Annotated in this window: 15 protein-coding genes; 9 read left to right on the top strand and 6 right to left on the bottom strand. The window is 39.4% G+C overall.

What is annotated here, in order from left to right:
- Positions 1 to 181: 181 nt before the first annotated feature.
- From CWB66_RS18930 to CWB66_RS18895, 8 genes are all read left to right on the top strand, one after another.
- Positions 182 to 586, top strand: coding sequence for a nuclear transport factor 2 family protein (locus tag CWB66_RS18930; RefSeq protein WP_138586579.1), 405 nt, complete (start codon positions 182 to 184; stop codon positions 584 to 586).
- A 61-nt stretch (positions 587 to 647) separates the two neighbouring features.
- Positions 648 to 1,889, top strand: coding sequence for an ATP-binding protein (locus CWB66_RS18925; RefSeq protein ID WP_171037539.1), 1,242 nt, complete (start codon positions 648 to 650; stop codon positions 1,887 to 1,889).
- Positions 1,886 to 2,413 (top strand): response regulator transcription factor, encoded by a 528-nt coding sequence (locus CWB66_RS18920; RefSeq protein WP_138586577.1) that lies wholly within the window; start codon positions 1,886 to 1,888, stop codon positions 2,411 to 2,413. The genes CWB66_RS18925 and CWB66_RS18920 overlap by 4 nt, the downstream gene beginning before the upstream one ends.
- A 27-nt stretch (positions 2,414 to 2,440) precedes the next feature.
- On the top strand, positions 2,441 to 2,863 hold the full coding sequence (locus CWB66_RS18915) for a thiol-disulfide oxidoreductase DCC family protein (RefSeq protein WP_138586576.1): 423 nt from the start codon (positions 2,441 to 2,443) through the stop codon (positions 2,861 to 2,863).
- 241 nt (positions 2,864 to 3,104) lie between these two features.
- Positions 3,105 to 4,898, top strand: coding sequence for a flavin monoamine oxidase family protein (locus CWB66_RS18910; RefSeq protein ID WP_138586575.1), 1,794 nt, complete (start codon positions 3,105 to 3,107; stop codon positions 4,896 to 4,898).
- Positions 4,885 to 6,642: an alpha-keto acid decarboxylase family protein gene (locus CWB66_RS18905; protein ID WP_138586574.1), complete on the top strand. Its 1,758-nt coding sequence runs from the start codon at positions 4,885 to 4,887 to the stop codon at positions 6,640 to 6,642. The genes CWB66_RS18910 and CWB66_RS18905 overlap by 14 nt, the downstream gene beginning before the upstream one ends.
- Positions 6,639 to 8,348, top strand: a complete 1,710-nt coding sequence (locus CWB66_RS18900) for an FAD-binding oxidoreductase (RefSeq protein WP_138586573.1) — start codon at positions 6,639 to 6,641, stop codon at positions 8,346 to 8,348. The genes CWB66_RS18905 and CWB66_RS18900 overlap by 4 nt, the downstream gene beginning before the upstream one ends.
- A 237-nt stretch (positions 8,349 to 8,585) precedes the next feature.
- Entirely contained in the window at positions 8,586 to 8,864 is a 279-nt protein-coding gene (locus tag CWB66_RS18895) for a peptidylprolyl isomerase (RefSeq protein WP_077535091.1), read from the top strand.
- A 152-nt stretch (positions 8,865 to 9,016) separates the two neighbouring features.
- Here CWB66_RS18895 and CWB66_RS18890 read toward each other — a convergent pair whose 3' ends face one another.
- The 3 genes from CWB66_RS18890 to CWB66_RS18880 all read right to left on the bottom strand — a co-directional run bounded on the left by CWB66_RS18890 (position 9,017) and on the right by CWB66_RS18880 (position 10,858).
- On the bottom strand, positions 9,017 to 9,394 hold the full coding sequence (locus tag CWB66_RS18890) for a hypothetical protein (protein ID WP_138586572.1): 378 nt from the start codon (positions 9,392 to 9,394) through the stop codon (positions 9,017 to 9,019).
- A gap of 1 nt (position 9,395) precedes the next feature.
- Entirely contained in the window at positions 9,396 to 9,884 is a 489-nt protein-coding gene (locus CWB66_RS18885) for a Panacea domain-containing protein (RefSeq protein WP_138586571.1), read from the bottom strand.
- A 314-nt stretch (positions 9,885 to 10,198) separates the two neighbouring features.
- Positions 10,199 to 10,858 carry a DsbA family oxidoreductase gene (locus CWB66_RS18880; protein ID WP_077535094.1) on the bottom strand — a complete coding sequence of 220 codons (660 nt, stop codon included), beginning with the start codon at positions 10,856 to 10,858 and terminating at the stop codon, positions 10,199 to 10,201.
- A gap of 219 nt (positions 10,859 to 11,077) precedes the next feature.
- On the opposite strand from CWB66_RS18880, the gene CWB66_RS18875 reads away from it, so the two are divergent.
- Positions 11,078 to 12,157 carry a M24 family metallopeptidase gene (locus CWB66_RS18875; RefSeq protein ID WP_138586570.1) on the top strand — a complete coding sequence of 360 codons (1,080 nt, stop codon included), beginning with the start codon at positions 11,078 to 11,080 and terminating at the stop codon, positions 12,155 to 12,157.
- Between the two features lie 37 nt (positions 12,158 to 12,194).
- Here CWB66_RS18875 and CWB66_RS18870 read toward each other — a convergent pair whose 3' ends face one another.
- Genes CWB66_RS18870 through CWB66_RS18860 form a run of 3 tightly spaced genes read right to left on the bottom strand, consistent with a single transcriptional unit; the run spans position 12,195 to position 13,936 of the window.
- The gene (locus CWB66_RS18870) at positions 12,195 to 12,803 is read right to left on the bottom strand and encodes a flavin reductase family protein (protein WP_138586569.1); all 609 of its coding nucleotides are present in this window, start codon (positions 12,801 to 12,803) and stop codon (positions 12,195 to 12,197) included.
- A gap of 9 nt (positions 12,804 to 12,812) precedes the next feature.
- On the bottom strand, positions 12,813 to 13,541 hold the full coding sequence (locus CWB66_RS18865) for an SDR family oxidoreductase (RefSeq protein WP_138586568.1): 729 nt from the start codon (positions 13,539 to 13,541) through the stop codon (positions 12,813 to 12,815).
- Positions 13,538 to 13,936, bottom strand: a complete 399-nt coding sequence (locus CWB66_RS18860) for a thiol-disulfide oxidoreductase DCC family protein (RefSeq protein WP_138586567.1) — start codon at positions 13,934 to 13,936, stop codon at positions 13,538 to 13,540. Before CWB66_RS18860 ends, CWB66_RS18865 begins: the two co-directional genes overlap by 4 nt.
- Positions 13,937 to 14,166: the final 230 nt, after the last annotated feature.

Below are 14,166 nucleotides of genomic sequence, written 5' to 3'. Positions count from 1 at the left end.
GCAGTACGTTTGGTATTTAGGCAAGGCAGATCCTATGTCGTGTGGTTATTCCCCATAAACAGGCGATACCGCAGTATAAATGTCAAACCTCGCGCCGCGATTAAATCGTCCCTAGATTGAACAAATTTCAATCCACAAAGATCAACACGCCTAGGTAAGTTTATAAATTATAGGGAAGCATATGAGTAACAAAATAAAAGTGTCGTTATTTAACCATTTGATTGATGCTGAGCGCCAGTTACTCGACCCAGAAATTCGCCAATCTGAGCGTGCGCTAGATGCTTTACTTGATGATGAATTTATCGAAATTGCTGCCAACGGCACTACATTTAATAAATACCAAGTGCTTACCCGTTTACCTACCGAAGTGGTGCCACAGTTTTACAATCAACATTTTAAAGGTCGAATGCTAAGCGATGATGTTGCGCAGCTAAGTTACCAAGCCGCTTATAGGCGCACTGCTCGCAGTGAATTTAATTATTCATTGCGTATGTCGCTTTGGCGTAAACAAGGTGAGCAATGGCAAATGGTGTTTCATCAAGGCACCCCTTGTGCGCCGTTTACAATTTCTATGGATGATGATTAAAAATCATATAACCGTTAAAATAACCTTATTAAACATTTGATTGGGCAATTACCTTTTGTTAATGCGAACCGACCCTTCTATTAGTCGACTATTAATGCTGCGAAGCGGCGCAATTGCTGTGCAGTTAATCGCAGTGTTAAGCGTTTATTTTTTACTTGAGCACCAAATTGCGTTACTGCCTTTACTCACTGTTATTGCGTTAGAGGCTGTTTTTCAGCTAATTAGCCTATTTGCTTATCGTAATGTAAGCCAAGCTAAACCGTTTGGTATGTTAATGCAGCTCACTGCTGATGTGTTGTTTTTAACTGTTTTGCTTTCGCTAAGTGGCGGTGCAACCAATGCGTTTGTTTCGTTGTTGTTGCTTCCCATAATGATTGCAGCTGTTACATTACGTGAAAAGGGATTGGCGTATATCGCCGTGTTAGCGATTGCAGCTTACAGCTTTTTATTGATAAAAATGCCCGATCACAGTATGCATCAAATGAATATGAGCGGGCACTTTATTGGTATGTGGGTCAATTTTGTTTTAAGTGCCAGTGTAATCGCACTTGTGATTGGCGCAATGAGCCGAGCACTTAAAGAGCGAGAGCGAATTATTGCAAACGTGCGAGAAAAACAATTACGTAATGAGCAGCTTGTTACCCTTGATGGAGCTGCTGCACAAATAACCCATCAACTTGCGACCCCCATCGCAAACTTGCAGTTATTGTTTGAAGAGCTACTAGAACAACAACCAAACAATCCTATTGTTAAGCATATGCAAGCGCCGCTGATTCAGTGTAGTAACCAACTTAATGATTTTAGGAAGCTTTCGGAGCAGTTACGGCTTAAAAATTCACAAGAACACGTAACTGTAAAGCACCTGCAAACACAGATCACGGATACTCTTTTACTGCAATACCCTGATCAGCACATTCAGTGGATCACACCGCCTATCGCTGCAACACTAATGAGCGATGTTATGTTATTGCCTGCAATTTTAAATTTATTACAAAATGCGACCCTCGCAAACCAAAAACAAGGTCAAACTCAATTAGAGCTAAGTTGGCAGCAAGACAACCTGCATAGTAAATGTGTTTATTTGTTAATTCGTGATTTTGGCAGTGGTTTTTCTGCACCACAATTAGCAGAGCTGGGCGGGCAACTTATGCCAAGTGTTCAGGGAATGGGGCTTGCTGTGCTTTTATCAAATGTAACATTTGAGCGTTTAAATGGCTCGCTTACCTTGTTTAATCATACAGATGGCGGCGCTGTCGCCAAAGTAAAACTTGCTATTGTAAACACCGAGAAAACAGCCTCATGAAGTTACTTATTGTTGAAGACGATATAAATTTAGCCAACACACTAGCAAGGCGCTTAACTAAGCAGGGCTTTACTTGCGAAGTGGCACATAATCAAAGTGATGCGTTACTCACTGCACGCAAATTGTTACCGGACTTTGTTTTATTAGACATGAAACTAGGCGACGATAACGGACTTGCACTCATAAAGCCGCTGCGTAATTTGCTTGCCCAAGCTCATATTGTTCTACTCACTGGGTTTGCAAGTATTGCGACCGCAGTAGAGGCAATGCGTTTAGGTGCTAACGATTACCTTACTAAACCAGTTGATATGACGACCCTATTAAAAGCGCTTAACACAAAGCCTGTCACGTCTGCGCCTAGCGCTATTGATGATGCTGTTATGTCGCCAGAGCGCTTAGAGTGGGAGCACATTCAGCAAGTATTACACAGTAATAATGGCAATGTGTCGGTAACCGCGCGGCAACTTAATATGCATCGGCGCACTTTGCAGCGCAAGCTACAAAAAAAGCCGGTGCAGCAGTAATTTAGTACTTAACTTATGGAAAGTGTTATGAGCGATGATGCAGCTATATTAATGCAAAATCAAAAAATTATATTATTTGATGCGCAATGTAAGCTTTGCAGCGCGTGGTGTAATTTTATTATTAACAACGATGCCAATACTATTTTTAAACTATGCAGCGTGCAGTCCCCTAAAGGTGAGTTGTTGTTAATGCACTTTGGTTTTTCGACGAATGAATACGCCTCAATGGTGTTTATTGAAAATGGTAAAGCGTATACGCAAAGTCATGCTTTTTTTGAAGTGGTTAAGCTGCTTGGTTATCCGTACAAACTCGCAAATATATTTAGTGTTTTACCAAATAGGTTTAATAATTGGTTATACGATAAAATCGCTTTGAATCGTTATACATTATTTGGAAAGTATCAGTATTGTAGAATTCCCGCACCAAGCGACGCTGCGCATTATTTGTAACTTGGTTGTTATTGGCGCTGCCGCTAAGAATAGAATAACGTTGATATTTATCTTAACTTTTGTCAGATAAATATCAACGAGTGTCTAGTTTATTTCACAGCTTATCTCATTTTCTAATACAAGAACCGTCGTTGCTAGATGTGGTTGGACAGATATTTGCTATCGAGTGTAATAAAGCGTAATAGAACTTTGTAGTCTTTATGGGTAAATTTAGCTTAATCTAGCTAAGGAAAAGACGACTATGAAAAACGAACTTGATATAGCAATTGTTGGTGGCGGTGTGTCTGGTGTTTACAGCGCGTGGAGGCTACAACAGCATGAAGGCAAAGAAAAGCGTATTGCGCTATTTGAATACAGTGACCGCATAGGCGGGCGTTTATATAGTAAAAAGTTACCAGGATTACCAAATGTAGTTGCCGAGTTGGGGGGAATGCGCTTTATTCCTTCAGATCACGTTATGGTTAATGCATTAGTTAATGATTTGAACCTGAAAACGCAAAACTTCCCAATGGGTTCTTCCTTACCCATGTACCCTGATTCAAAAGATCCCGCTGTGAAAGATATAAAAGCGGGCAGTGAAAATAATCTCTTTTATTTGCGCGGTCAGTATTTTCGTTACCGAGATTTTGCGCAGTGCCCTGACAAAATACCTTATAAGTTAAACGCATCTGAACGCGGCTATGGACCCGAGGATTTACAAGTTAAGGTGATGAACTTAATTTGTCCTGGTTTTGCTGACATGAGCTTGTGCGAGCAAATGAAAGTTAAAGTATTTGGCAAAGAGATCTGGAAGTATGGTTTTTGGAATTTACTTGAGCGAGTACTAAGTAACGAAGCCTATTTATTCATGAAAGAGGCGGGCGGGTACGATGCTAATGTTGCTAATGCAAGTGCGGTTACTCAGCTGCCAGCAACAGAATACAGTGATGACACTGAGTTTCTCACTCTCACAGATGGATTTCAGGCACTGCCATTAACGCTGTGCGCGCAGTTTAAAGCGTTAAAAAGTTGTTTAGCCGAAGACGAAAAAGTACAAATGAATAAACGGCTAGTAAAAATTAACTACCTGAATGATCCTGATTATCGATATGAATTAATATTTCAATCAACGTGTACAGATCAATACGGCAAAACAATTGATGACGTAACCGTCACTGAGCAGGAAATTGTAAAAGCGAAACAACTAATTTTGGCAATGCCACGACGTTCATTAGAACTTATCGAGTCGGAGTTTTTTGCTGATCCGTGGTTAAAAGAAAATATCCCTTCAGTACTTATACAAAAAGCGCTAAAAATGTTTATGGCTTACGAGCAGCCTTGGTGGCGAAGCTTAGGCCTAGTTGCAGGTCGTTCAGTGACCGACTTACCAATTAGGCAAACATATTATATGGGAACAGAGTGCGACCAAGCAGGCGGTTTACCAAATACAAACTCGTTATTGATGGCATCATATAATGACATAGGCTCTATCCCCTATTGGAAAGGCTTAGAATCGGGTGAGTTATATTCTGGTTATACACCCAGCTATGGATGTGAAGGCTATACCCCACAAGAAATAGTCCCTAAAAGCCAATGCCAAATAACCACAGGTATGGTGGAAGCCGCGCATAGACAAATTGAAGCGCTTCATGAGCAAAAAGAATTGGCGATGCCGTATTCTGCCATTTACCAAGATTGGGGAGACGCCCCATATGGCGGAGGATGGCATGAATGGAAAGCAAATTACCGTTTAGATGAAATTATGTGTCGTATGCGCCACCCTGTTGAGAAAGAAAAGATTTATATTATTGGTGAGGCGTACTCATACGAGCAAGGTTGGGTTGAAGGTGCTTTAAATACCGCAGAATCAACACTCGAGGAATTTTTTGATTTACCCACACCATGCTGGCTAAAGCAACAACATAACTATTTACCCGTTGATTGTAATAAAGCCTGTAACGATAAAATTGAAAAAAAACAGCCTAATGCATGCAGTAAAACGCTAGACGAAGTAACAAAATTTGCATACGAAGGGATTAACCATGAGTACCAATAAATTTACAGTTGCTGACTATTTATTAACGCGCTTAAAAGAGCAAGGCCTAGATAAAATATTCCAAGTACCGGGTGACTATGTACAGGAGTTTATGAGCGCACTTGATAAGTTTGATGGTATTGATGCGGTTGGCGACATAACGGAGTTAGGTGCAGGTTATGCGGCCGAAGGTTATGCTCGTTACAAAGGGATTGGCGCAGTGTCTGTACAATATGGAGTCGGTACATTAAGTGTTATAAACGCAATTGCAGGGGCTTATGTTGAAAGAAATCCTGTGGTGGTGATAACGGCCAGCCCATCAATTGATGATCGAAAAATTATCGCAGATACCGGCGCATTATTTCATCATTCAACGGGTAACTATAAATCAAACCAAACTATATTTGAAAGTGTTACCGTGGCAAGCGAAATACTGTCAGATCCTGAAACGGCTCCTCAAATTATCGATGCAGCGTTGGCGTGTGCAATAAAAGAAAAAAGGCCAATTTACTTAGAAGCTTGGCAAAATGTGTGGGGAGCAGAATGCCCGACTCCAGCGTACCCGCTTGTTATTACCGATACGTCCGTTGATTTAAATATGCAAAATGCATTACTTCACGCGGCTATACAAAAGCTAGAAACTGCACAACAGCCAGTAATCATGCTTGGCATAGAAATAGCGAGATTAGGTTTACAAGATAAAGTAGAGAAGCTTTTAACTTCGCTTAATATTGCGTATACCACTACCACGTTAGCTAAATCGGTGATCAGCGAGCGAAGTGGAGTCGGTCACGATTTATTTGTAGGCACCTATGCAGGTGAAGCCTCATTACCTGCAACGTTCGATTATGTGTCGCAGTGCGATGCAATTTTAGCGCTTGGCGCTATTTTTACTGATGATTACCTCACTATGCTAACTAAGCAAGGCTCTGATCTAATAAGAGTTAATATGGATGGTGCGCTTGTTGGCAATAGTGATCACTTCATCCATACCAGCTTAACTGTATTTATTAGCGAATTGACGGCATATTTTGAGCGATCAACTTCGTCTTTGAACTCAGTCTCTTTTAAGTTAAATACACCATTAAACACTGAGCTTGCTGATTTTCACAGTCAAATAAGCTACGAAAGCTTCTTTACTCTTTATCAACAAGAGTTAAACGGATCTCGTAGCTTAAAAGGTTACAACCTTATTTTAGGTGAAAGTTCATCACTTTATATGGCTGCAAGATTGATTGGCATAGAAAAAAGCCAATTTGTTAGTGATGCCGCGTGGGGATCATTGGGCCATGAAACCGGATGCTCTTTGGGTGTGTCACTTGCTAATGATAATCGCAGTATAGTTATTGCAGGTGATGGTGGTTTTATGATGATGTGTCAGACACTCTCAACACTGAGTCGTAATCACTGTAATACCGCTGTATTTGTAATGAGTAACGAGGTGTATGCCATTGAGCAATCATTTGTAGATATTTGCGCATTTACACCTGAGGGGAAATTTGCTCCTTTTGATGAATTACCTTCTTGGAACTACGAAGCATTAGCTCAAGCTTACGGTGTTAAATATTTAAATGTCAATTCGGTGGCGGATCTGCAAAATGCACTTAATATCTTATATGAAGATACGTCAACGCCTTACCTCATTAAAGTTGATATTGCACGTGATGATTTAGCGCCAGCAATCCAAACGCTTGCAGAATCAGTAACAGGTCAAAAACGTGACGAGTGTATATGTCACAAGGATAATAAAGGGAATATACGATGAATAACCCAAATACAGTTCATGAAGTTTCGCAGCTGCCGCACGAGCAACTTAAAAGCGCACAGAGCCTGATGTTAAACTATTGGAACAATACGCTTAAATTTGTTCAAGCACTTAAATCTTCGGGTTTTAAGGATGATCAGCTGCTAACTCAAGCATCATCCTCGGTGTCTGAAACTCCAGGTTTAACAGGGTATCAAGCGCAAACCCTTATATTTAATACTCGTTTGCGATTCAATCCTGCAGTTATCGTAATGTGTGAATCAACAGAAAATGTAGCACAGGCTTACAAGCAAGCAATTAGCTTAAACTTACCGATCCGCGTTCGTTCTGGTGGGCACGATCACGAAGGGGAGTGTACGGGCACCGATGTGATTTTATTAGATTTGAGCCGATTAAAAGAGTTTAACGTTAAGAAAGTGAACGGTGACTATATTGCAAATATAGGCTCCGGTTATCGCTTTTTTCAGGTGGTACCAAAGCTTGCTGACAATAACCCGCCATTGACAATACCGCATGGTACATGCGCAACAGTCGGTTTGGCGGGTTTCATTCAAGGCGGAGGCTGGGGGCCATGGACTCGCAGTAAAGGCATGTGTTGTGAATCGCTAGTGGGGGCTACGGTTGTATTAGGCAACGGTGAAGTTATCGAAGTAAATGCTGAGGACGATATTGTTGATGCAAACGACCCATCCCATAAAAAACTACTATGGGCACTACGTGGTGGCGGGGCATTAAGCTACGGTATTGTTACCCACTTTAAAGTAAAAGCATTTGAGATCCCAGACGAGATCCATCGCTTTGTAATAAACTGGAATACTAATGAGGATGATTTGTCTACGCTTGAGCTTTTATCGCGATGGGAAGACGTTATAAATAATGCAAGTACCGACAAGCTGGTAGGCACTAATTTAAAAATTAATGCTATTGCGGCTAACAGTCAAAACAAGCTTTTGTACCACCCAAGTACCATGTACGGCTATTGGCAGGGAAGTTGGCAAGCGTTAGAACAATTTGTCTCAAAGTACTTTCCAAATAGTACGCCAATACATCAAGGCACAGATACTAAAGCGAACTATAATAGTGCATTAATGGGAAATTGGTCACGAAACTCCCTTTTCGATGTATTAAAAAAGCAAAAGCGTTTAGGTAGTTTAGCTAATGCCGATGGCACGCCATTTACGCCTGATTTTGATGCACCAGCACCGCATAAATTAACCTCTAAGGTTGTAAAAGGTAGCGGTTTAACAAAAAACGGAAAAGAGCAGTTAATTCAAAGTTTAACGTCAGATCTGATTAATGCTAAGAGTAGTGATTTAGGTTTATTCAGCTACGTTACACTTGGTGCAATTGCAGGTCCTTTTTATAATGAAATAAGCGAAAAAGAAGCAAACGCCCGCGTTTCATTTCCTTATTCAAAATCGCAGTACACTATTCAGTACCAAACATGGTGGAATGAGTCTGTTGAGTTAAAAGAACAAGGTCAAAATAATAAAGTCTACAATTACATTAATAGAGCAATGGATTGGATTGAGGTAAGTCGAGAGACCCAAATTGAAGGGACTGAAGGCGCATTTATTAGCTTTAAAGACAGTGCAATTCCGACAAAAGACTACTTCCTTGGTAGTTATAAGGGTCTTATAGAGGTAAAAAAATGTTATTCGCGTGACTCTGCTAACCACCTGAGGTCACGTAAAACGATTATTTAATTTGATCGTATTAAGCTTTTTTAAGCCATAAAAGTCTAGGTTAGCTAAAATGTCATTTTTATTTTATTAAAAAGTAAAAATGGCATTTTTAATCTGATATAAGATTCTAGTTAAAATCTATAAATCTTTGCAAGGCGTTCGGTAACTATAGCTATGGTATAAGTAGATGCTAGGTGTATGGGGTTGTGTTAAAATCGCCGCGTTTAATTTTAGCTAACGGTATAAAAGGCTTTTTTCATGGCAAATACAGCACACGCACTTCACATTTTGGTTAAGCACAAAGAGATTGCAGAAGATATTATTAAGCAGTTGGGCAAAGGTGCAAAGTTTCAAACCTTAGCTAAAAAGTATTCGTCATGCCCCTCGGGTAAAAAAGGCGGTGACTTAGGCGAATTTGGACGCGGCCAAATGGTTCCACAGTTTGATAAAATTGCGTTTAAAGGCGAAATTTTAGAGCCCCACCTAGTTAAAACAAAATTTGGTTGGCATGTGATTAAAGTACTTTATCGTACTTAATTTACTTAAGCAGTTTGGCGCATTGACTCCATCTTGGGGAGCGTCAATTTCATCACCCATTCTAAATTTTATACTTTGACGAACTAAGAATTAGGATGGGTATCATCTTAATTCAATAGAAACAAATGAAAGCGAGTTAACCTAAAGGCTCTTTAGTTGCTTTTTTTCTTGGAGCCTTTAATTTTATCCCCAAACATTAACGTAGCAATTACAGCAATTACAGATTGATATTTAACTACAAATATTTTTATTTCGCTATAGACCGACAAAAGAGTTTCCTCTAACTTAGATGGTGTTTGTATGATTTCCCAGACATGGAATACAGTCATGAAAACAATAAGCACTGTTACAATAGTTATTAAAGCAATGGCCCAATCCACCAAAAAAATCCCTATTTTGGTTCTGTTTTCGGATTGCGTTACTTTTTCTTTTTCATGAGCGTCGTCAACTGAGTTTTTTTTATTCTCTCTTTGAGCAATATCCTCAATTGGGGTACTATTTAAGCTGTTTAATAGATCATCTGAAGGCATGCTATTCCTTTCCTAACAAATTCTTTATATAAGCAATATAATATTTTTTAACCTCTTCATTGTCGATGTTACTAAATGACTTTGAATGATCGTAAGCTTTATCCCAAGGAGTATCTGATTCATGAGTCAAATCTCGTAATGACCATGCTGAAAATGATTTATAAATATCCCACACTTTATTTAAAATATTTTTTGTATCACCGCTTTTGATAACTGGCATGTAAACTTTATTTTCATCGCTATCATAATCCGCAGCATTATCAGAGATCGGTTGATCCCCAAACCGTTTCATTTGGTGATAAATAGAAGGTAATACTGGCCCGTGCTGCCATGCTTGAAACCCTTCTCCATCGGTTAAATCTTTCTCTGTTAAGGCATATACCCACCCAAAACCAATAAACATAAGTTTTTGGAGTTTTAAGTTTGTAAGAGTGACTTTTTCAGATTTAGCTTTATCAATAAAGAAGTTAGCTAATGCGCTACTACACATAGATTTTTCCTTGTTTTTAATTGAATGTAATATACCACTGAATTAAAATCGAGTCTTCAATATTTAAAATAACGGAATAACGCTTACACCCATCCTAATTTTTATGGGTGAAGTTTATTTACGAGAATTTTAGAGGCTGTGCTAGAGATAAATCGCTTGTGATGTTTCGAATAACCACACACATTCAGTGCTGTATGTTGTCGATAAAATATCAAATAAGTTTATAGTAAGGTGATTATTGTTCGCTTGCCTATACGCAATAGAAAAGGCTGCAATGTGCAGCCTTTTTTAGTTTTAAACAACAATTTTACTCGTTAAGCGTCTTGCTTGGCTTCTTCTTCACTAATTTGTTTTAATGCTTGAATGAATGAGTCGCTTGGTTGTCCGCCAGTGAGTGCATATTTATCGTTTATGATAAATGTAGGGACTGACGTAATGCCCATTTGTTTAAAGTTGTCTTGCTCTTGGCGTACGTCTTGTACGTATTTGTCTGAGTGTAGAATACCGCGCGCAGTTTCTTTATCAAGACCCACTTTTTCAATAACGTCGAGCAATGCTTCTTCTTGATTTAAGTATTTTAAATCAGTGAAGTGCGCTTCAAAAAAGGCAAGTTTAAGCTGCGTTTGCTTACCTTCTTCACGTGCCCACATTAATAAACGATGCAAATCAAAGCTGTTGATCATGATGCGTTTGCCATCAAAGTTAAAGGTAAACCCAGCACGTTGGCCTGCTTCAAACATGTTTTTACGATTTTCGTCGCCTTGCTCTTCAGTTAGGTTGTACTTTTGCATTAAATGTTCGTTTAAATCTTGACCTTCAATTGGCATATCTGGATTTAGTTCAAAAGGATGCCACGTAATATCTGCGCTCATTTCGTCTTTGAGTTGCTCAAGTGCTGTTTCTAGGTTTTTATAACCTACAACACACCAAGGGCACATTACGTCTGACACGATATCAATTTTAAAGTTTTTCATATTTATCCTTTTGAGGATTGCTTATAGCTGAGTATAAAAAGGATATTGGGTTTAATTTAGCTTTATCAATCATGAAATTAAAAAGATGGATTAAATAACGTGTAAGCGCAGATCTTTTAGCTTTGCTTAAATTATCTAAAGTCATTATTAATTACCGTTAATCGCATTTTTTATTTATATTTTTAAACATTGTTATTATGGCGTAATAAAGGAGAAATCATGCAACCAAATTATCTACAACGTCAAACGGCATTTAAAGCCAATTTAAACAAACACGGACTTAGCGCTATGTTAGTGCTGGGTTATGAAAATATTCGCTACCTTAGTGGCTTTAGCGGTAACGCAGCCTATGCATTAATTACCCAAAGCAGCTGTGTATTAATTACTGACTATCGTTATTTTGAACGGGCGAGCAATGAATGCCAAGGATTTGATGTTATAAGTCGTGATCGTGATAATGAAACGCTTGGGCATTGTATCAACCGTTTTTTACCCGCAAACGCAGTGCTGGGCTTTGATGCTGCATTTATTAATGTGGCGTTGTGGCAGCAAGTAGCTGATGAGTTAAAAGTACAGTCAGTCTTGCCTATTCAAGGACTTATTGAGCAACAACGTTTAATTAAAGATGAGTGGGAGGTACGGCAATTAAAAGCTGCAGCAGCGCTGAGCGATGAAGCGCTTGCGCAAACACTCCCATATTTTACTCAAGGGGTAACTGAGCGAGATTTAGCATTAGAGCTTGAATTTAGAATGCAAAAGCTTGGCTCGAAAGGCATGGCATTTGACACCATTTTGATGTTTGCTGAACGCACGTCGCTTCCGCATGGCACGCCAAGTGAACGCCCGTTAGCTGTAGGTGACTTCATTACGTTAGATTTTGGTGCCGTTGTAAATGGCTACCGCTCAGATATGACACGTAGTTATATTTATGGCGAAGCAAGCGAAAAACAAACGTTCATTTACAACGCGGTACGCGATGCACAAATAGCGGCAATGGGTTTATTAGCACCTAATGTAAGTTGTAAAACACTACAACAAGCATCGCAACAGGTTTTAGATGGCTCAGGCTACGGTGAGTATTCGGGGAAAGGTTTAGGACACGGTGTTGGCCTGTTTTTACATGAGCAGCCTTTTATTACTGAGCACAACAATTTTGCGCTGCAAGCGGGTAATGTTATTACTATAGAGCCAGGTATTTATGTACCAGATTTTGGTGGTGTACGTTTAGAAGATGACATCTTAATAACACCGACAGGCTACGAAGTACTTACCCACGCGCCTAAACCTTTTATCATTTAAAAGTGTCAGGGGGAGTGATTAAACTGCCCCTGCTAAATTACTTTTTAGCGTAAGGTAAACGCGTTAACTTATTGCTGGTGTGATAGCTGTCAAGGCCAGTTATTGCAACCGTTTCTATCGCTTGTAAATCTAAAAAACCATCGCTTTGCAGTGCTGCTTTATCTAAGTAAACATCCATTATTTCACCAATCACTAGTTCTGTACCATTGATTGCTAGATGTTGGTTTTCGACAAATTTAACAGCGTATTTTAATCGACTCTCTTGCACAAACGGGGCTTTGAAATCGTCAAAATATTGGGGCGTTAATCCTGTTGCATCAAACTCAGATTCTTCTTTATCGTAGCGAGCTGATGTTTGATGCGCTTGTTTATATATTGATTTATTCACTTGATTTATAGTGTAAACACCACTTTGTAAAATATTTTCAAACGTGTGGCGAGGCACACTGTGTGGCCGCATTATCATCCCTACCAGAGGTGGGTGCGCGCCTAAATGAATAACAGAGCTTACAATCGATAAATTGGTATTGCCTTGTAAGTCTTGTGTGCCTATTAAATTTGCACTTTTATAACCCGAAAGCGAATTAATTAAATGAGTGCGAGTATGTTTTTCAAGTGCGTCTATTTGCGCTTTAGTAAAATGCATTAAAAATCCTTACCACGGTATAGTAGCGCCTTGCCAATCTAGATAAGCAGGTTCGCCGTTTAGTTCCAATTCGGGGTTATTATTAGTGAGTTCAAAAAGTTGCTTAGCTACAAACGCAGGCGTAAATAGCTTACCGATAGGTACGTTTTTTTGGAATGGTTTAGACAGTTCAGTGTCGGTAGTCCCTGGGTGAAACAAAATTAATTTGGTGTTTTTAGCACGACGACTAAGCTCTATAGCGGCTGTTTTAAATAGCATATTGAGTGCCGCTTTAGATGCGCGATAGGTATACCAACCACCGAGTTTATTGTCATTTATACTGCCCACTCGCGCGCTCAATGCGGTAATAGTGCATCGCGTTTTATGTGTCAGTAGTGGTAACACGCTTTGCAGGCACAGAAGTGGAGTGAGGGTGTTTGCGTTCAAAAGCTCATTAAAGTATTCAGCATTTAAATCTTCTAGTTTTTTTTCTGGCATGTGTTGAGTATTATGAAGCTTACCGTTAAACATAATAACTTGGTGTAAATCAGTGTTAGCATCTTTTAAAAACAGGGTAAAGCTTGCCAAACTTTCAGCGCTGTAATCAGTGGCAAAGTGTTCAATATTTGCACTGAGGCTGCTTGCAAAATTACCAGAGCTGACACACACTATTTTAAATTGCGCTGTGTAATCATCTAAATGTTTAATGTAGGCTTTTGCAATAGCGCTGCTGGCACCGAATAAAATAATGGTTTTCATTTATCACCTTTTACTTTTATTTCGCATTGGCCATTACTGCATTGAGTTTTAGGCATTAAAAAGCGACTAATAGGGTGTCGATACTTTGCAAAGAACTGGTATCCGCAGTCAGCGAAAAAACGAATTATTGGCAAGCGAAGGACTTTCAGCCAGCGATGTTTGCCCACTAACTTCCATGCTTGATACGTTACATCAAGTCCGTAAATCATCTCACCAGATTGTTTTTGAGCGTGCAAAAATCTCATCGCCTTTACTTTATTTATAGCTGGGTAACGCTCGCAAAAATCAGCCGCATTAAGATCCTCAAGCACAATTTGTTTTTTGATGTCGGCTTGCTTGAGCTGCTGCATTTCGGTGCTGCAAAGAGGACAGTTACCATCGTAAAAAATGATCATATAGATGCTTTGTGATTATTTTATATATGCTTTTTTACGACAAGACTTTGCAAATGGATCTATTAAATATCGCTTTATGATGATATTAATAAGACTCTAGGGCCTGTTTATCTTTCGAGGTTGAATTTGCAGCAGACTGTTTGGTATTTAGGCAAGGCAGCGCCTATGTAGTGTGGTTATTCCACATAAATAGGCGATAACGCAGCATAAATGCCAAACATGCGCTGCCC

Origin of the sequence: Pseudoalteromonas sp. S558, from assembly GCF_005886635.1 — a bacterium.
GTDB lineage: Bacteria > Pseudomonadota > Gammaproteobacteria > Enterobacterales > Alteromonadaceae > Pseudoalteromonas > Pseudoalteromonas aliena.
The sequence above is the reverse complement of the archived record's forward strand: the minus strand, read 5'-3'. Positions and strand labels throughout refer to the sequence as shown.